The sequence below is a fragment of the Flavobacterium sp. S87F.05.LMB.W.Kidney.N genome (assembly GCF_004366435.1).
Lineage (GTDB): Bacteria > Bacteroidota > Bacteroidia > Flavobacteriales > Flavobacteriaceae > Flavobacterium.
Genome location: NZ_SODX01000001.1, coordinates 99,527 through 117,416, shown reverse-complemented (window position 1 = coordinate 117,416; position 17,890 = coordinate 99,527). Strand labels below are relative to the sequence as shown.

17 protein-coding genes are annotated in these 17,890 nt (G+C 33.7%); 13 read left to right on the top strand and 4 right to left on the bottom strand.

What is annotated here, in order from left to right; all coding sequences use genetic code 11:
- Nucleotides 1-63: 63 nt before the first annotated feature.
- A complete protein-coding gene (hemA, locus tag EDB96_RS00560) occupies nt 64-1,314 on the bottom strand; it encodes a glutamyl-tRNA reductase (RefSeq protein ID WP_057115974.1) in 1,251 nt (416 codons plus the stop codon).
- Between the two features lie 227 nt (nt 1,315-1,541).
- Here hemA and EDB96_RS00555 point away from each other — a divergent pair, with 227 nt between their 5' ends.
- From EDB96_RS00555 to EDB96_RS00520, 8 genes are all read left to right on the top strand, one after another.
- Nucleotides 1,542-2,414, top strand: coding sequence for a helix-turn-helix domain-containing protein (locus EDB96_RS00555; RefSeq protein WP_057115402.1), 873 nt, complete (start codon nt 1,542-1,544; stop codon nt 2,412-2,414).
- 355 nt (nt 2,415-2,769) lie between these two features.
- Nucleotides 2,770-3,783 (top strand): ferrochelatase, encoded by a 1,014-nt coding sequence (hemH, locus tag EDB96_RS00550; RefSeq protein WP_057115401.1) that lies wholly within the window; start codon nt 2,770-2,772, stop codon nt 3,781-3,783.
- Nucleotides 3,784-3,796: 13 nt separating this feature from the next.
- Complete coding sequence (locus EDB96_RS00545) at nt 3,797-4,366, top strand: hypothetical protein (RefSeq protein WP_134138739.1); 570 nt, start codon at nt 3,797-3,799, stop codon at nt 4,364-4,366.
- On the top strand, nt 4,367-4,915 hold the full coding sequence (locus EDB96_RS00540; protein ID WP_057115399.1) for a CopD family protein: 549 nt from the start codon (nt 4,367-4,369) through the stop codon (nt 4,913-4,915). It begins immediately after the preceding gene.
- A gap of 139 nt (nt 4,916-5,054) precedes the next feature.
- The gene (locus tag EDB96_RS00535) at nt 5,055-6,470 is read left to right on the top strand and encodes an ATP-binding protein (RefSeq protein WP_134139637.1); all 1,416 of its coding nucleotides are present in this window, start codon (nt 5,055-5,057) and stop codon (nt 6,468-6,470) included.
- A gap of 10 nt (nt 6,471-6,480) precedes the next feature.
- Nucleotides 6,481-7,263 carry an enoyl-CoA hydratase/isomerase family protein gene (locus EDB96_RS00530; RefSeq protein ID WP_057115397.1) on the top strand — a complete coding sequence of 261 codons (783 nt, stop codon included), beginning with the start codon at nt 6,481-6,483 and terminating at the stop codon, nt 7,261-7,263.
- A 122-nt stretch (nt 7,264-7,385) separates the two neighbouring features.
- Nucleotides 7,386-7,787 carry a hypothetical protein gene (locus EDB96_RS00525; RefSeq protein WP_134138737.1) on the top strand — a complete coding sequence of 134 codons (402 nt, stop codon included), beginning with the start codon at nt 7,386-7,388 and terminating at the stop codon, nt 7,785-7,787.
- 9 nt (nt 7,788-7,796) lie between these two features.
- Nucleotides 7,797-8,282, top strand: a complete 486-nt coding sequence (locus tag EDB96_RS00520) for a DinB family protein (protein WP_134138736.1) — start codon at nt 7,797-7,799, stop codon at nt 8,280-8,282.
- A 598-nt stretch (nt 8,283-8,880) separates the two neighbouring features.
- Here the strand turns inward: EDB96_RS00520 and EDB96_RS00515 are convergent.
- The 3 genes from EDB96_RS00515 to EDB96_RS00505 form a co-directional block, all read right to left on the bottom strand.
- A complete protein-coding gene (locus tag EDB96_RS00515) occupies nt 8,881-9,534 on the bottom strand; it encodes a metal-dependent transcriptional regulator (RefSeq protein WP_134138734.1) in 654 nt (217 codons plus the stop codon).
- A 95-nt stretch (nt 9,535-9,629) separates the two neighbouring features.
- A complete protein-coding gene (locus EDB96_RS00510) occupies nt 9,630-11,498 on the bottom strand; it encodes an Nramp family divalent metal transporter (protein WP_134138733.1) in 1,869 nt (622 codons plus the stop codon).
- Nucleotides 11,499-11,572: 74 nt separating this feature from the next.
- Nucleotides 11,573-11,965, bottom strand: a complete 393-nt coding sequence (locus EDB96_RS00505; protein WP_134138732.1) for a Fur family transcriptional regulator — start codon at nt 11,963-11,965, stop codon at nt 11,573-11,575.
- A gap of 94 nt (nt 11,966-12,059) precedes the next feature.
- On the opposite strand from EDB96_RS00505, the gene EDB96_RS00500 reads away from it, so the two are divergent.
- The 5 genes from EDB96_RS00500 (at nt 12,060) to EDB96_RS00480 (ending at nt 17,679) form a co-directional block, all read left to right on the top strand.
- Entirely contained in the window at nt 12,060-12,413 is a 354-nt protein-coding gene (locus EDB96_RS00500) for a MerC domain-containing protein (protein ID WP_134138731.1), read from the top strand.
- 10 nt (nt 12,414-12,423) lie between these two features.
- Complete coding sequence (locus EDB96_RS00495; protein ID WP_134138729.1) at nt 12,424-13,329, top strand: NAD(P)/FAD-dependent oxidoreductase; 906 nt, start codon at nt 12,424-12,426, stop codon at nt 13,327-13,329.
- Between the two features lie 299 nt (nt 13,330-13,628).
- A complete protein-coding gene (locus EDB96_RS00490; RefSeq protein ID WP_134138728.1) occupies nt 13,629-15,881 on the top strand; it encodes a TonB-dependent receptor in 2,253 nt (750 codons plus the stop codon).
- 142 nt (nt 15,882-16,023) lie between these two features.
- On the top strand, nt 16,024-16,488 hold the full coding sequence (locus EDB96_RS00485; RefSeq protein WP_134138727.1) for a thioredoxin family protein: 465 nt from the start codon (nt 16,024-16,026) through the stop codon (nt 16,486-16,488).
- Between the two features lie 18 nt (nt 16,489-16,506).
- Nucleotides 16,507-17,679, top strand: a complete 1,173-nt coding sequence (locus tag EDB96_RS00480; RefSeq protein ID WP_134138726.1) for a lycopene cyclase family protein — start codon at nt 16,507-16,509, stop codon at nt 17,677-17,679.
- The last annotated feature ends 211 nt before the right edge of the window (nt 17,680-17,890 follow it).

Below are 17,890 nucleotides of genomic sequence, written 5' to 3'. Positions count from 1 at the left end.
GTAGTTTGGGTAAAACACAGTTTTTAAATGAACTTATATAACTTATATGGTTTAAAATTTTATTTAAGATGCTTTTATTTTGAAGACTTTCTCGATCCATTCGATGCTCTCATCGACCATGGTATCGTCGTCTTTTAAATGATTTGCGAAATGAGTAGTGATTTTTTGAATGATTCTGTTGCTTATGATTTCAGCTTGTGCTTCATTAAAATCAGCAATTTTTTTACTTTGGAAATCTAATTCAGAAGCTTTGATCGCATTCAATTTGTCTTTTAAAGCATTGATGGTCGGCGCAAATTTTCGACCTTTCATCCAAACAACAAATTCTTCTTTGATTTCTTCGATGATTGCTTCCGCAGCAGGAATGTGTAATTTTCTGTTTTCCAATGTTTCATCTGTCAATTGCGACAAATAATCCATGTGAATTAAAGTTACGCCTTCTAATTCCTCTACGTTTTCGTTAACGTTTTTCGGAATCGACAAATCCAGAATCAATAAAGGTTTTTTAAGATTTAAAATCGCTTTGTCAACTGTTGGGTTTTGAGCACCAGTTGCTACAACAACAACATCTGCCTTTTGAAGTTCTAAATGTAATTCAGAATAATCTTTAACAATCAAATTTAGTTTTCCAGCTAATTTCTCTGCTTTGTCTTTAGTTCGGTTGATTAAAGTAATATGTTCGTTTTTAGTATGTTTTACTAAATTCTCGCAAGTATTTCTCCCGATTTTTCCTGTTCCGAAAAGCAAAATGTTTTTATTGCTGATATCCTCAACATTTTTAAGAATGTATTGAACAGATGCAAAAGAAACAGAAGTTGCGCCAGAGCTAATTTCGGTTTCAGTTTTAATTCTTTTACTTGCCTGAATAACCGCGTTAACTAATCTTTCCATAAAAGCATTGGCTAAGCCCATTGATTTTGAATGGATAAAAGAAGTTTTGATTTGAGATATAATTTCAAAATCACCTAAGATCTGACTGTCTAAACCAGTTCCTACGCGAAATAAATGATTGATTGCTTCTTGATTTTTATAAACGAAACCAACTTTTTGAAAAGCGTCAACAGAACCATTGCTGTTGTCGCAGATCAATTTGATTAATTGAAATGGATGTTCTGCAAAACCATAAATTTCGGTTCTGTTGCAGGTTGAAGTGACAATTAAACTCTCTATTCCTTCAGTTTTAGCTTGTTCCAGCAAACGCGTTTTCGCCACTGCGTCCAAACTAAATTGACCTCTGACCTCAGCATCAGCTTTTTTATAACTCAGACCAACTGAGTAAAAATAAAGGTGTTTCGGTACGTTATTGTTTTCCATAAATTCACTTTCATAAAAGTGCAACAAAATTATTACTATACTATTGATAAAAGTAACGCTGAAAGTACTTTTTGTATCGCTGCATGTTTTTTTGATTCTAAACATCTGTTTTTATGCAAAAAGCAGTACTTTTGTAGCAAAATCAAGTCGTTTGAAACGATTTGTTTAGAGTCATTCTAAATAACATTTTGACGAAGGTTTGATTTTAGTCCAAAAAAAATATCGCTATGAGTTCTCAAGAAGTTATAAAAATTGAAGACGACTTTACGCTGATTCGTTTTCAAAACGATGGTTCTGAGCCTTTTTATGCACAGCACGAAATAGGTACCGGCCTGATACAGTTTCACTTCGGGATAAAAGGCAACGCCAAATTTTTGTTCAACCAAGGCAATTATGCTTTAGAATTGAAAGAAGAAAAATCGCTGCTTTTGTATAATCCGCAGAAAGAATTACCGCTTAATTTAGAATTGGCACCAAACTCTTGGGTGATTTCTGTAATTGTTTCCATCAAAAAATTTCACGCGTTGTTTTCTGCAGAAGCCGATTATATTACTTTTTTAAGTCCTGATAATAAGGATAAAAAGTATTATAACGAAGGAAATATTAGTCCGTCGATGGCAATTGTTTTGAGTCAGTTGTTTCATTACAATCTTCATCCATCCATAAAAAACCTTTATTATAAAGGAAAAGGATACGAATTGTTGAGTTTGTATTTTAACAGAACCGAAGATCCAAACGCAGAACAATGTCCGTTTTTAATTGATGAAGATAACGTTCTGAAAATTCGAAGAGCCAAAGAAATCATCATTGCGAATATGGCCGAACCGCCAGGATTGCAAGAATTGGCAGATGAAATTGGTCTGAATTTGAAGAAACTCAAAATGGGTTTCAAACAAATTTACGGTGATACGGTTTATGGTTTCCTTTTCGATTACAAAATGGACTTCGCTCGAAAACTTTTAGACAGCGGTTCTTATAATGTAAACGAAGTGGGGTTGAAAATTGGCTACAGCACCGGAAGTCACTTTATCGCAGCATTCAAGAAAAAGTTTGCCACAACTCCAAAAAAATATTTGATGTCTATTAATGCGAATGTTTAAGCATGACGTAAGAACCAGAGATCTAATATTATAAAATCAAACGTTCCTACGGAACGTTATTCTGTGTAGATATTTAAAGTTACCAACGAAATGTTCCAACGGAACATAAAAAAGATGAATCTTTGGTGAAAATGTTCCGATAGGAACATCTCATTGGTAGAAAAAAAAATTAAATGTTTTTTGCGTTCCATAGGAACGATTGATTTAAGAGAATCAATTTTATAAATAAGAACATAATTAAAAAGTAATAATTATCATATTTCTAAAAAGCAGCAAGTTCTACTTTTGACGAAATTTTAAAAACAAATAAAATGCTTAAAGCCTAAAGCTTAAAGCCTAAAGCAAAAAAACAATAATGAAAGGCGTATTATTAGTAAACTTAGGATCTCCAGAAAGTCCAACACCAAAAGATGTAAAACCATATTTAGACGAATTTTTAATGGATAAATACGTGATTGATGTTCCGTATTTATTACGAGCATTATTGGTTCGCGGAATTATTTTGAGAAAAAGACCTGAGGAATCAGCGCACGCTTACGCGAAAATTTGGTGGGAGGAAGGTTCTCCATTAGTAGTTCTTTCTGAAAGAATGCAGAAAAAAGTACAGCCTTTGGTAAATGTTCCGGTTGCATTAGCAATGCGTTACGGAAGCATGACAATCGAAAAAGGACTTCAGGAATTGCATGATAAAGGTGTAGATGAAGTAATGCTTTTTCCTTTATATCCGCAATATGCAATGGCTTCGACTTTGACTATTTTAGTAAAAGCAGAAGAAATCCGTAAAAAGAAATTTCCAAACATGAAATTTACGGATGTTCCAGCATTTTACAACAAACCAGATTACATCAAGAATTTGGCAGATTCAATTCAGAAACATTTAGTTGGTTTTGATTACGATCATTTATTGTTTTCTTACCATGGAATTCCAGAACGCCATATTCGCAAAACTGATGTAACCAAATCGCATTGTAAAATCGACGGTTCTTGTTGTAACACACCTTCCGCTGCGCATGATTTTTGCTACCGTCACCAATGTTATGAAACAACAAAACAAGTTGTAAAATTGTTGGGACTTCCAGAAGATAAATACAGTCTGACTTTTCAATCGCGTTTAGCAGGTGACAAATGGTTAGAGCCTTACACGGATGTTGAAATCGATAATATGCCTGCCAAAGGAATCAAGAAATTGGCGGTTGTCACACCAGCTTTCGTTTCAGACTGTTTAGAAACTCTTGAAGAAATCGCTATGCGTGCCAAAGAAGATTTTGAAGCCAAAGGTGGAGAAGAATTCTTGGCAATTCCATGTTTGAATGATGATGATGAATGGTGCCAGACAGTTTCTAATTGGATTAATGATTGGGCTAAATAAGAATTAAAGACATATGAATAAATTTAAATATTTTTCGATTTTATTTTTCTCTCTATCAATTCTTGTTGGATGCAAAAAAAGAGACACTTTTGAAAACAATACTTTTTCTGACAAAACATTCAACTGGCAGATTACTATTCCAGACGATTATGAAAAAGTAAATCAAAAAGAAAATGGAGAAATTAAAGGAGATACAACTTTAATCAATAAAGAATATTCTGTAGTTGCTTTTAAAAGAGATAAGGCCAATTATTTTGCAGCAAATTACGAAAATTATTCAGGAGATGTTCGCTCAACTGATCTAAAGATGAGATTAAAAGATTTTCTTTTTTTGAAAAATATTGGTCAAGTTTATCCGCAAGGTCAAATGGGAGATTACAAAGTAACTTCTGAGAACATTTCGGGTTTAGAATTTAGAAAAGCTAAGATTTCAATAACTGAAAAAGGAAAAACTCTTGCGACAGCAGTTATTTTTTCAAGGACTTTTAATGACAAAATCTTTATCGCTTCAATAGTATATGAAAATGAAGATTACGGTAAAGAAATGATTGATCTTTTTAAAAAATCTACATTTAAGGAATAAATGGAATATTATAACTATTTAAAATCACTGCATCTTATATTTGTAATCACTTGGTTTGCAGGTTTGTTTTATATCGTTCGTTTGTTTGTTTATCAAATTGAAGCAAATGAAAAGCCATCTCCAGAAAAAGAAATTTTACAGGCGCAATACAAAATTATGGCCTACCGTTTGTGGTACATTATTACATGGCCGTCGGCGGTTTTGGCAAGTATTTTTGCTTTTTGGATGCTGTTTTTTACAGATGCAGGTCATGTATGGATGAAAATGCCGTGGATGCACGTAAAATTATGCTTCGTTTTCCTTTTGTATTTATATCATGGAAAATGCCATCAAATTTTTAAACAATTACAAAACGATGAGGTAAAATATACCAACAACTTCATGCGTTTGTGGAATGAAGGCGCAACGATTATTTTATTTGCCGTCGTTTTTTTAGTAGTTTTAAAAAGTGCCATCAACTGGATTTTCGGCGTAATCGGAATTATTTTATTCTCGGTTTTAATAATGCTGGGATTCCGTTTTTATAAAAGAATTAGAGAAAAGAAATAATGGTAAATTGTGAATTGTTAATGGTAAATTATAATGCAGACCGAATAATTCATAATTTACAATTCACAATTTATAATTAAAAAACATGCAGAACTTCAAAATGTCAATGCTTTCCCTTCGTACCAGGATTTTCCTGTCGATGATTGTATTGATTGTTGTAGCATCTTTTTTATTGGCTTCGATTTCGATTATTCAGTTTAAAACTGAAGCTAAAGAATATCATCAGGAACGTTTAGAACGAAAAGAAAATGCTGTAAAAGAACATATCAATTATGTTCTGTCTACTACAACTTATCCGCTTAAAACCCAAAATCTCGATTTAATTTTCAAAGATAAAATCCACGAATTAGCGCAGATTCACAAAATCGAAATCAACATTTACAGTCTTGACGGGAAACTTTTAAAATCTTCAAAAGAATCTTTTGCTGTTGATAAAATCGCACCGCCAATTCCCGAATATATTCTGAAATTAGTTCGTTCCTCAATCGAAAAACGTTTTGTAGACATTAAAACCATTGATGGAGTTAAAAACAGATCATCCTACAGTTTAATAAAAGACGAAAAATTTAAACCACTCGGAATCCTGAATCTTCCTTATTTAGAAGACGATGGTTATTATGATAACGAATTGAATACTTTCTTAATTCGTCTGAGTCAAGTTTATTCTTTTATGCTGATTGTGGCTTTTGCATTGGCATATTTCCTTTCGACATACATCACAAAATCACTAAAAACTATTTCCGATAGATTGGAAGAAACCAATTTAGATCAAAAAAACGAGAAAATTGTTTTAGAGGCGAATAGTAAAGAGGTCAACTTCTTGATTAAAGCGTATAATGGAATGGTTGATAAACTCGAAACGAGTGCCATCAAACTTGCCCAAAGTGAACGTGAAGAAGCTTGGCGCGAAATGGCGAAACAAGTCGCGCACGAAATCAAGAATCCGCTTACGCCGATGCGTTTAACGGTTCAGAGTTTTCAAAGAAAATTTGATCCGAATGATCCTGATGTAAAGCAAAAGATGAACGATTACTCCGAAACCTTGATTCAGCAGATTGATACGATGACGGCGGTGGCTTCGGCATTTTCGAACTTTGCTTCGATGCCGGCGCAGCAAAACGAAACGTTGAATGTTGTTGAGGTTGTCGAATTAGCTCTCGATATTTTTAATGAAGATTATATTGTTTTTGAAAAAGACGAAGAAGAGATCATTTCAAAAATGGACCGTACGCAGTTGATCCGTGTGATTACCAATTTGGTTAAAAACGCAACGCAGGCCATTCCCGAAAGTCAGTTTCAAAAATCGATTGTCGTTACAGTAAAAAGGCGAAATAATAATGTTGAGATTGCTGTAAAAGACAACGGAATCGGAATCCAGAAACAAGATATCGGCCGAATCTTCGAGCCAAAATTTACGACCAAAACCAGTGGTATGGGACTTGGACTCGGAATTATCAAAAACATTATCGAAAATTACAAAGGAACAATTACCTTTGAGTCAACTTACGGAAAAGGAACCACATTTAGGGTTTCTTTGCCCATTACTAACTCTTAAATTTACCGTCATGGACTACGAAAATATCTTAATTTCTATCGAAGAAAAAATAGCAACGATCACAATTAACAGACCAACAAAACTGAATGCTTTAAACAAAGCGACCATTAGTGATTTGAGCAAGGCAGTTAAATTATTAAGTAAAAATGACGATGTTCGTGTAATTGTCTTGACAGGAAGCGGTGAAAAAGCCTTTGTAGCCGGAGCCGATATTTCTGAATTTGCTAATTATACCATTGTCGAAGGTGCACAATTGGCAGCTGAAGGTCAGGAATCTTTATTTGATTTTATTGAGAATTTGAAAAAACCAGTTATTGCAGCCGTTAACGGTTTTGCTTTAGGCGGTGGATTAGAACTGGCAATGGCTTGTCATTTTAGAGTGGCTTCAGACAATGCAAAAATGGGATTACCAGAAGTAACTTTAGGATTAATTCCAGGTTATGGAGGAACACAGCGTTTACCTCAATTAGTGGGTAAAGGACGTGCAATGGAAATGATCATGACTGCTGCTATGATTTCTGCGGAAGAAGCCAAACAATACGGTTTAGTAAATCATGTTGTGCCTCAGGCAGAACTACTATCATTTACAAATGTAATTGCTCATAAAATCATTAAAAATGCTCCGTTTGCAATTAGTAAAGCGATAAAAGCCATCAATGCCAACTTTGAAGACGGTAAAAACGGATTTGATACTGAAATAAAATCTTTCGGAAAATGTTTCGGAACTCAGGATTTTAAAGAAGGAACAACAGCTTTCTTAGAAAAACGTAAAGCTGAATTTACAGGAAAATAGTTTTTTACCGCAAAGTTCGCTAAGATTTACGCAAAGGTTCGCAAAGCTTTGTTTAAATTTTTTCTTTGTGCTCTTTGCGTAAATCTTAGCGAACTTTGCGGTTAAATTATAATACAAACATCATGTCCTACGAACCAATATTTGCCCTTTTTTGTGAACGAGTTAAAGAAAGCATCCAAGCCGGAACTTTCGCAAAATTGACTTTGGCCAAAACAATGGGCGATACCGAACTTAAGAATATTTATTTCCGTTTAGTTTTAAATGAAGACAATACATTCTCCATTTCATTGACTTCACGTTATAAAACCGAAGAAATTGAAAGCATCCATACTTTAGATGAAGCTTTACTAATGTTGGGAACTTATATCAAAAATCCATTTTTGACAGCACTTTTGTTTACAACAGACAACGATGTTACTTTCAAAGTAAATAAAAAGAATGCCGGAAGTATAATCGAACAACCTCCAACGTTTAAAAATGCTTCTCCGGTCATGTTAGAAATGATTGAGAAAGGAATAGTTTAAAGTTTAAATATGGAAGAACTTAAGGCAATATTATGGAGACAATTTGGAGCTGTAATAGACATGCTCGAAAGTTCAATCATGGTTTGTCCTGAAAGTTTTTGGGACAAAAAAGACTTTTGGTATAATGCATATCATACCATATTCTGGCTCGATTATTATTCTTCTGCCGAGCCGGACAAATTTTTTCCGCCAGAGCCCTTTTCATTATCCGAATTTGATCCCAAAGGTATTTTGCCTGAAAGAGTTTATTCAAAAGAAGAACTGCTTGGATATCTGGAATATTCGCGTAAAAAAGTTTTCTTTTTAATAGATGGATTAAATGAAAAAACCTCAAAAGAAAGATTCATTAACAAAAAGAAAAATTATAGTCGTGTCGAAATGATTATATACAACATGCGACATGTTCAGCATCATGTTGGTCAATTGAATTTGTTATTGAGGCAAAATGTCGATCTTGCCGGTAAGTGGGTGTCAGAATCTGATAAGACATATTAAATAAAAACCTAGCTATGTTAATTTTTAAAGAAAAGGTTTTTTGTAAGAAAAAGATTTACTTTTGTCGAAATTTTTATTAAATTAATTCAGATGAATGTTTATAGAATTTCGGGCAGATTGAGAGTTTTTGTTGTTCTCTTTTCAGTATTTCAGATCTTAATTTTCATTAGTTTTCTACTGATTCCATTTATTACTTTACCGTCACATTCTCCAATTCTAAGATTTTACAATTCTTGCTGTACTTCGGCTTACTTATATTATTTAATACCGTTGCTAATTCTTTGCAGTATCATGGTTGGGATACTTTTATTAGTCAGCGTTTTTAAGAGAAGAATAATATTTACAAACGATTCCATTATTTCAAAAGACATATTTTCTACCCGTCAGTTAACATTTAGTGAGGTAAAAGGTTTTCTTATAAAGCGTTCTGTGCTTTATGTTGTTACAAATTCTAATAATAAAAAACACATCACTATCAATCTTTTAAATCTGGATAGATCTGACAATCTGGTTCGGAATCTGGAAATGAGATTTGCGAATTTAGAATATTTGAAAGTTGAATAGCTTTGGTTTTATCTTGACCCAAAAAGGGAAATAATTAAATCAGCTTTACAAACAAATTAGATGCAATTTTATTTGAAATAGATAATTCTTTGCCGTCAACATTAATTTTTACTGATAAATCGAAAGATTCTTTAGACAGAAATTCAATTTTAGAACCCAAAGCAATTTCTTGTTTGTCCAGATATTTCAGGAACTCAGAAGAAGTATCTTTTACCCCCACACAAACACCGATTTGATTTTCTGATAATTCAGAAAGTAAATGTTTCTCAATTTTAATAATTCGGCCGTTTGCATCCGGAATTGGATCTCCATGTGGATCTTCTGTAGGATTTCCCAAAAAGTCATCTAAACGGTTAATTAACTGCTCAGATTTGATGTGTTCTAACTGTTCCGCAATGTCGTGAACCTCATCCCAGCTGAAGTTTAGTTTTTCAACTAAAAACACTTCCCATAAACGATGTTTTCTCACAATCATTTTAGCGGCCAGTTTCCCGTTTTCTGTCAAAGAAACACCTTGGTATTTTTTATAATTGACTAAATCTTTATCAGCCAGTTTTTTAAGCATGTCCGTAACCGACGAAGCTTTGGTTTCCATTATTTCCGCAATGGCATTTGTGCTCACTTCAGTTTCCAAAGCAGCCGTAAGGTGATAGATAGATTTAAGGTAATTTTCTTCTGAAAAGGTCATTCTTTTTAAGGTTCAAAGGTCCTAAGATGCTGAGATTCTAAGTTTTCTTTTGAGGCTTTAGTAAAAAACCTTAGAACCTTAGCATCTTAGCCACTTCATTTAACAATCAACAAAGGTATTGAAATTTTATGTCTCAATTTATCTACCGTTGTGCCAAAAAGAATATCTTTTAATCCGGTGTGGCCGTGGGTTCCCATAACGAGAATGTCGAAATTTCCTTCGTTTATAATTTTCGGAATTACTTTGTTTGGTTTTCCAAAACCAAGTTCAGTTTTGATCTTGAAACCCTTCTGCGAAAGCATTTCCTGATATTCTAGTAATAATTTCTCATCAATTGTTGTCTCATGATCGTGAACGTGAACGCCGTACATTAATGCGCCAACTGTTTCTACAATGTGAATGAGGGTATATTCGGTGTCAATGCCGCCCAATTCGAAGGCTTTGTTTAATGCGGCTTCATCTGCATGAGAAAAATCTACAGAAACAGCTATGTGTTTAATATTTTGACTTTCTCTTGGAGAAAAATGCAGTTTGAGATTATGAGGAGAATGATTTACTGTTTTGTTTTTTGCTTTGGCAATAAAAGGTTTGAAAATGATATATAATATTAAAGCTGAAAAAGCGAAGGCTAACGGAACTACAGTAAGCCAAAGAATTATTGGATGATTTGAACTTGCAAGCCACGACGTGATTTCGTCATAAACCAATTTTGCGTTTAAAGAGACAATTATAGTCGCAATAATCCAAGAAACCACTTGAGTAAGTTTGGATATATGAAAACCATTCATTTTCGATTTGTCACTCACAAAATGGATTAACGGAATAATTGCAAATCCCAATTGCAGACTTAGAATAACCTGACTTAAAATCAAAAGTTTTCCCGTCACACTTTCGCCATAAATTAGAATCACGATTACAGCAGGAATAATAGCAATTAAACGGGTAATAATACGACGAACCCACGGTTGAATTCTGAAATGCAGATAACCTTCCATTACAATTTGCCCGGCAAGAGTTCCTGTTACTGTAGAACTTTGTCCTGCAGCAATAAGTGCAACTGCAAATAAAATTGGCGCCCATTTGGTTCCGAGCAAAGGTTCAAGAAATTGATGCGCATCTTGAATTTCGGCAACTTCAAACATTCCGTTTCTATGAAAAGTTGCGGCAGCTAGAATCAAGATTGCGGCATTTACAAAAAAGGCAAGGTTTAAAGCGATCGTAGAATCTATTAAATTGTATTTCAAAGCCTGTTTGATTCCCGCTGGAGTGCGATCAAATTTTCTGGTTTGCACCAAAGAAGAGTGTAGATACAGATTGTGCGGCATTACAGTCGCTCCAATTATCCCGATGGCAATATATAAAGCAGCCGAATTTGGAATTGAAGGAATAAGACCCTGCAATACTTTACCCATTTCTGGTTCTGCAAAAATCATTTCGAAAATAAAAGAAAATCCAATTATCGCTACCAAAGCTATAATGAAAGCTTCCATCTTGCGAATTCCTTTATTGATCAGGAAAAGTAGTAAAAAGGTGTCTAGAACGGTAATTAAAACTGCTTCCAGCAACGGAATTCCAAAAAGAAGATTAATTCCGATTGCCATTCCGAGAACCTCTGCCAAATCGCAGGCAGCAATAGCAATTTCGGCCAGAAAATATAAAATGTAGTTGATGTATTTGGAATAAGTTTCTCTCGAAGCCTGAGCCAAATCGCGTTGCGTTACAATGCCCAGACGCGCACTTAAACTTTGCAAAAGCAAAGCCATTAAGTTACTCATTAATAAAACCCATACCAAAGTATAACCAAACTGGCTTCCGCCGGCAATGTCTGTAGCCCAGTTTCCCGGATCCATATACCCAACGCTCACTAAATAGGCTGGGCCCAAAAAAGCTAATATTTTCCTGAAACCAGTTTTTTTATGTTGTGTAGCAACCGATTCGTTTACTTCTTCTAAAGATTTAGTCATTGTAAAAGTATTGTTTTCACAAATATATAGAAAAATTGTATTCGCGAAACAATATTTTTAGACTAGTCTAAATCTTAAATGTTAGAATTTAAACATTTTGGACATAAACCTGACAAGGTGAAGTTTATCTCATTGACTTTATAATTATGCGGCATTATATAACTCGGCTTCACATTCTCCAAACAAGTTATTTCATGACAATTCTCACAGCTAAAATGAGCATGATTATGAATGTGTACACGCTGGTGAGAATGATTGCATTTTGCATATTTTACAGTTCCGTCGAGATTCGAAATTTTATGAACAATATCATCGTTTACCAAGCGGTCTAAAATCCTGTAAATAGTAACTCGATCACACACATCATTCAATTGTTTTTGAATTTCAGCATGCGATAATGCCGTTTTTGATTTCTCAAAAACCTCTAATACAGCTGATTTTGCTGTGGTATTACGTGTAGTTTTCATTTTGTAATGAATTTAAAAATTAAACGCAACAATGTTGCAATTGAATTAAAATTGTATATTTGCAACAAAATTGCATTAAGCAAAATTACAAGAAATGAAGAAAACTACCTCACCCTTTTACGATATTTTAGGAATTTCAAGTGCGACTATCTGCCTGGTTCATTGTTTGATTTTTCCTCTTCTAACAATTTTGCCATTAGGCTTAAGTCATAATCCATTTATCGATTTAGTATTTGCTTCGATCGGTTTATTTGCAATTCTCAAAATTACGAAAAAATCAAGTCTTTTAGTTTCGTCAATTTTGATTGTTTCTATGAGCTTAATTTGGATTAGTATTTTGATTGAACTCTTTTTAGAAATTCATCTGGATCTCATTTATTTTGGAGGAATCGGTATGATTATCGGGCATTTGATTAATTATAAATTACACAGAAAACAAAATCATTAAAATTATAATTATGGAACAGAAGACTTTTGACGTGATTATTATAGGCGGAAGCTATAGCGGATTATCTGCTGCAATGAGTTTAGGACGTTCACTGCGTCAGGTTTTAGTAATCGACAGCGGTCTGCCTTGTAACAGACAAACGCCGCATTCGCATAATTTTATTACACAAGACGGGGAGAAGCCCGCAGTTATTTCGGCGAAAGCCAAATTACAAGTTGAACTTTATAAAACAGTTCATTTTTATAATGGCCTTGCGACAAAAGCAATCAAAAATGAAGCTGGTTTTGAAATCTCAACAGAATCAGGTGAAATTTTCACATCCAGAAAAGTTTTATTCGCAACTGGTGTTAAAGATTTAATTCCACAGATTAATGGTTTTGCAGAGTGCTGGGGAATTTCGGTTTTGCATTGTCCATATTGTCATGGCTACGAAGTGAAGAATGAAAAAACAGCCATAATTGCAAACGGTGAAATAGCATTTGATTTTGCAAAATTGATTTCGAATTGGACAAAAGATTTAAGATTATGTACCAATGGAAAATCTACTCTGACTTTTGAACAAACCCAAATATTACAGCAGCACAATGTTCAGATTTTCGAGCAAGAAATAGATTCCTTCGAACATAGAAATGGATATATCGAGAATATCATCTTCAAAAATCAGGGAAAAGTTGCCGTAAAAGCCATTTATGCAAGACCGCCATTTGAACAGCATTGTCATTTACCCAACGATTTAGGTTGTGAGATAAACGAACAGGGATTATTAAAAGTCGATGCTATGCAAAAAACAAATATTTCCGGCATTTATGCGAGCGGCGATTGTACAACACAAATGCGCTCTGTTGCAATTGCAGTTTCTACAGGATCTTTTGCAGGAGCAGTGATTAATAAGGATCTTATTGATGAGGATTTTTAATTCTAAACCCGACAGGTTTTGAAAACCTGTCGGGTTTGCTTGACTTTTTGAATAGCTAGTTTCAGCTAGGGGAAGAAGATTGGATTGAAAAGGACTTTAGCCGAATTAGGTTTGGCGAAAGCACTTTTAGTTTTTCGCCTATCTAGCTAAAGCTGGACGCTATTCAATCTTTAAATTCATATTTCTATGTATTTAAATAAATCTAACATATTGAATTAAATCAGTTTAAAAATTTATTCATTAGAATAATTATTTGTCAAATTTAATTTTTAGTTTTGTCTAAATTTAATTTTATAACAATGAAATATTTATTTTTGGCAATATTAATAATTTCAACTAAAAACCTTTATTCACAAAATATATCGGGAAAGGTAACTACAGATGTTCCTACGATTCAGGAAATTAATGTGACGTTGCTACATACAAATTTTAAAACGCAGATAGATTCACTTGGCTTTTACAAATTAGAAAATGTTCCGAGCGGTTCTTATAAAATTGCAGTAACCTCGAGTGGATTTAAAACTATAACTCAAAAGATTTCTATTGTTGAAAATCAAAACTTAAATCTTGATTTCGAATTAAATGAAGACCAAAACGAATTAAATGAAGTTGTTGTTTCGGGAACTTTAAAAGCTGTAAAACGTTTAGAAAGTGCCGTTCCGGTTGAGGTTTATTCCCCTACTTTCTTCAAAAAAAATCCAACGGCGAGTATTTACGATGCGCTTCAAAATATAAATGGCGTTCGACCACAGCTCAATTGCGGGGTTTGTAACACAGGAGATATTCATATAAATGGTTTGGAAGGTCCGTATACTTTGGTTTTGATTGACGGAATGCCAATTGTAAGCAGTCTTTCGACAGTTTACGGTTTATCTGGAATTCCGAATTCTTTGGTAGAAAGAATCGAAATCGTAAAAGGTCCCGCTTCTTCTCTTTATGGAAGTGAAGCGGTTGGAGGCCTGATCAATATTATCACTAAAAATCCAACGAATGCACCTGTATTTTCTGCGGATTATTTTACAACTTCTTATTTTGAAAGCAATCTTGATCTGGGAATGAAATTTAATCCGACGAAAAAATCAACAACTCTTTTGGGAATTAATTACTTTAATTACGATCAGGTTATTGATAAAGACAACGACAATTTTACCGATGTGACACTTTCTGAAAGAATTTCGATTTTTAATAAATGGAGTTTTCAGCGAAATCATAATCGCCTTTTTACGATTGCTGCCCGCGGAATGTACGAAGACCGCTGGGGTGGAGATGTGCGTTGGGAGAAAAAATACCGTGGTGGCGATGAAATTTACGGAGAAAGTATTTACACCAAAAGAGCCGAATTAATTGGAACTTATCAATTGCCATTTGAAGAAAAATTAATGCTTTCGTTTTCAGGTAACGTTCATTATCAAGACAGCCGTTACGGAACAACCTCTTATATAGCCAATCAAAAAATTGGTTTTCTGCAATTGACCTGGGATAAAAAAATCGGTCGAAATGATTTCCTTGTCGGAATCGCGAATCGATATTCTTATTATGATGATAATACAACCGCAACAAAAGAAGCCGAAAGTACTTGGCTTCCGGGAATTTTTGTTCAGGATGAAATTACATTTTCGCCTAAAAGTCAGGTTTTGCTTGGCGCGCGCTACGATTATAACTCGATTCACGGTTCGATTTTTACGCCGAGAGTGGCTTATCGTTTCAAAGCAAATGAAAATACGATTTTCAGATTAAACGGCGGAACTGGATTTCGCGTAGTGAACTTATTTACCGAAGATCACGCCGCGCTGACAGGTTCGCGAGATGTTGTAATTCAAAATGATTTAAAACCAGAGAAATCGGTAAACGTCAATCTAAATTATATTCAAAAAATCAATTTCGAAAATGGAACTTTTATGGGAATTGAAACGACGGCATTTTATACAAGATTCAGCAATAAAATCATTTCAGATTACGAAACAGATCCGAATAAAATCATTTATGACAATATTGATGGCTATGCTATAAGTCAGGGAATCAGCACGAATGTTGACTTAAATTTCACAAACGGCTTAAAATTTATTCTTGGAGCAACGGTTTTAGACAATAAAAATGTTCAAGATGGAATTTCAGAACGACCTTTTCTAACGGAAAAATTTACGGGAACCTGGAGTGTTTCATACAAAATACAACCTTGGAATTTACTGTTGGATTATACTGGGAATGTTTACAGTCCGATGAAACTGCCATTGTTGAACGAATATGATCCAAGAAATCCGAATTCACCTTGGTACAGCATTCAAAATATTCAGTTTACGTATACAGGTTGGAAGAATTTTGAAGTTTATGGCGGAATCAAAAATTTACTGAACTTTACTCCAAAACAGAATAATCCGTTTTTGATTTCGAGAACAAATGATCCTTTTGATAAAAATGTACAATACGATTCAGCTGGAAAAGTAATGGTTACGCCAGATAATCCATACGGACTGACGTTTGATACGACTTATGTTTATGGACAAAACCAGACTATTCGTGGGTTTATTGGATTGCGATATAATTTGAGGTAAATTTATGAGGCCAAAGATTAAAATGATTATAAGGATTTTTCTTTTGCCACGAATTTCACGAATTTCCGCTAATTTTTAGATGAAGATTTACTATTCAATTCGTGCTAATTCGTGAAATTCGTGGCAAAAACTGAAAACACAAATGAAAAAGCTATTTCTCTTAATTTTCTGCATCGGAATAACTTCAACAGGATTCTGCCAACTAAAGAGCAGGACTTTTGAAGAAGTAGATAGTTTGCAGCAAATTCAAAAAAGAAAAATTATCGTTTTCATTCATACCGATTGGTGCCAGTTTTGCCAGAGAATGAAAGCAACGACTTTCAAAAATCAAGAAATCATTCAAAAATTAAACTCAGATTTTTATTTTATTGATTTGAATGCTGAAGAAAAACGAGATATTACTTTTAATAATCACACTTTTAAATACAAACCTTCGGGAAATAATGTTGGCGTTCATGAATTGGCTTTGCAACTCGGAACAATGAACAATCAAATTGTATATCCGGTTTTGTGTGTTTTGAATGAAAAAAATGAAATCATTTTACAGTACAATAACTATTTAAGTCCAAAAGATTTTAAACTTCTTTTAGAAAAACTGAAAGAATAAATTTTCTTATTTTTGAGAATGAATTCTTCGCAAATCAAACACTTCGATTATATTTTTACTGGGACTGGACTTGCATCTTTGATGACAGTTTACAAAATGGTTATGTCTGGAAAATTTACCGATAAATCTATTTTACTTTTAGATCAGGATTCAAAAAAAGCAAACGACAGAACTTGGTGTTTTTGGGATAAAAACGAAAATGTTTGGAATTCTGTTATTTCTAAAAAATGGGATTTGGCTTTATTTGCCAATGAAAATTTTAAACGCGATTTGGCGTTGAAGCCTTATCAATACAATCAAATTCGGGGAATTGACTTTTATAATTTTGTTTTTGAATTCATTTCAAAACATTCCAATATTACTTTTTTGAATGAAAAAGTAACCGATATCAACGAACTTGAAACTCATGTTTATGTTGGTACAGAAGAAAGTCGATATACAACCAATTACTTATTTAATAGCATTTATACAAAGGCTTTCGCCGAAAGTCAAACCAAATATCCGGTTTTACAGCAGCATTTTGTGGGTTGGTTTGTAAAAACAGAAAGAGAAATCTTTAATCCTGAAGAAGTAACTTTTATGGATTTTTCGGTTGAACAGAAAGGCAACACAAGATTTATGTACGTTTTGCCTACTTCTAAAACAGAAGCTTTAGTAGAATATACTTTGTTTTCTGAAAATCTTCTTTCGAAAGAAGAATACGAAAATGAGATTCAGAACTATTTAAAAAACCTCGGAATAAATCAATTTGAGATTTTGGAAAAGGAGCAGGGAAGCATCCCGATGACCTGTTATCCGTTTTGGAAGAAAAACACCAAACGAGTTCTGAATATTGGCACGGCGGGCGGATGGACCAAGGCGAGTACAGGTTATACGTTTAAAAATTCAGATAAGAAGTCAGGTGAATTGGTGAAATTTTTGCAAAATGAAACTCCTGATACTCCTTTGACTATGAAATCATTTTATAAAAAGAATAAATTTTGGTTTTATGATTTGTTGCTTTTAGATATTCTGCATCGTCATAATGAATTGGGGAGTTCCATTTTTTCTTCTTTATTCAAAAAAGGAAATCCTGTTTTGATCTTTAAATTTCTAGATGAAGAAACAAGTCTGCTGGAAGATTTTCAAGTGATTTTAAAATGTCCAAAACTGCCATTTATTAAAGCGTTATTTCGAGTGATATTCCGCTAGTTTTTGTTTCACGCAGATTCATTGTATTTATCTCAAATCTTAAATAAATCTGCACTTATCTGCTTAAATCTGCGTGCAATCTTAACCACATAGCTTATTTTACTAATCTGATTTAACAGCCAAAAAAATGTCTTATTCTTTCATTTTAATAATTTTTTGAGGCGGTAACGAAAATCTGCAACATTTAGATTTGCCTAATATAATCGGTTAT

Bases quoted from the DNA above. Each gene is read 5' to 3' on its own strand.
- hemA (WP_057115974.1), bottom strand. From the start codon at position 1,314: ATGGAAAACAATAACGTACCGAAACACCTTTATTTTTACTCAGTTGGT.
- EDB96_RS00555 (WP_057115402.1), top strand. From the start codon at position 1,542: ATGAGTTCTCAAGAAGTTATAAAAATTGAAGACGACTTTACGCTGATT.
- hemH (WP_057115401.1), top strand. From the start codon at position 2,770: ATGAAAGGCGTATTATTAGTAAACTTAGGATCTCCAGAAAGTCCAACA.
- EDB96_RS00545 (WP_134138739.1), top strand. From the start codon at position 3,797: ATGAATAAATTTAAATATTTTTCGATTTTATTTTTCTCTCTATCAATT.
- EDB96_RS00540 (WP_057115399.1), top strand. From the start codon at position 4,367: ATGGAATATTATAACTATTTAAAATCACTGCATCTTATATTTGTAATC.
- EDB96_RS00535 (WP_134139637.1), top strand. From the start codon at position 5,055: ATGATTGTATTGATTGTTGTAGCATCTTTTTTATTGGCTTCGATTTCG.
- EDB96_RS00530 (WP_057115397.1), top strand. From the start codon at position 6,481: ATGGACTACGAAAATATCTTAATTTCTATCGAAGAAAAAATAGCAACG.
- EDB96_RS00525 (WP_134138737.1), top strand. From the start codon at position 7,386: ATGTCCTACGAACCAATATTTGCCCTTTTTTGTGAACGAGTTAAAGAA.
- EDB96_RS00520 (WP_134138736.1), top strand. From the start codon at position 7,797: ATGGAAGAACTTAAGGCAATATTATGGAGACAATTTGGAGCTGTAATA.
- EDB96_RS00515 (WP_134138734.1), bottom strand. From the start codon at position 9,534: ATGACCTTTTCAGAAGAAAATTACCTTAAATCTATCTATCACCTTACG.
- EDB96_RS00510 (WP_134138733.1), bottom strand. From the start codon at position 11,498: ATGACTAAATCTTTAGAAGAAGTAAACGAATCGGTTGCTACACAACAT.
- EDB96_RS00505 (WP_134138732.1), bottom strand. From the start codon at position 11,965: ATGAAAACTACACGTAATACCACAGCAAAATCAGCTGTATTAGAGGTT.
- EDB96_RS00500 (WP_134138731.1), top strand. From the start codon at position 12,060: ATGAAGAAAACTACCTCACCCTTTTACGATATTTTAGGAATTTCAAGT.
- EDB96_RS00495 (WP_134138729.1), top strand. From the start codon at position 12,424: ATGGAACAGAAGACTTTTGACGTGATTATTATAGGCGGAAGCTATAGC.
- EDB96_RS00490 (WP_134138728.1), top strand. From the start codon at position 13,629: ATGAAATATTTATTTTTGGCAATATTAATAATTTCAACTAAAAACCTT.
- EDB96_RS00485 (WP_134138727.1), top strand. From the start codon at position 16,024: ATGAAAAAGCTATTTCTCTTAATTTTCTGCATCGGAATAACTTCAACA.
- EDB96_RS00480 (WP_134138726.1), top strand. From the start codon at position 16,507: ATGAATTCTTCGCAAATCAAACACTTCGATTATATTTTTACTGGGACT.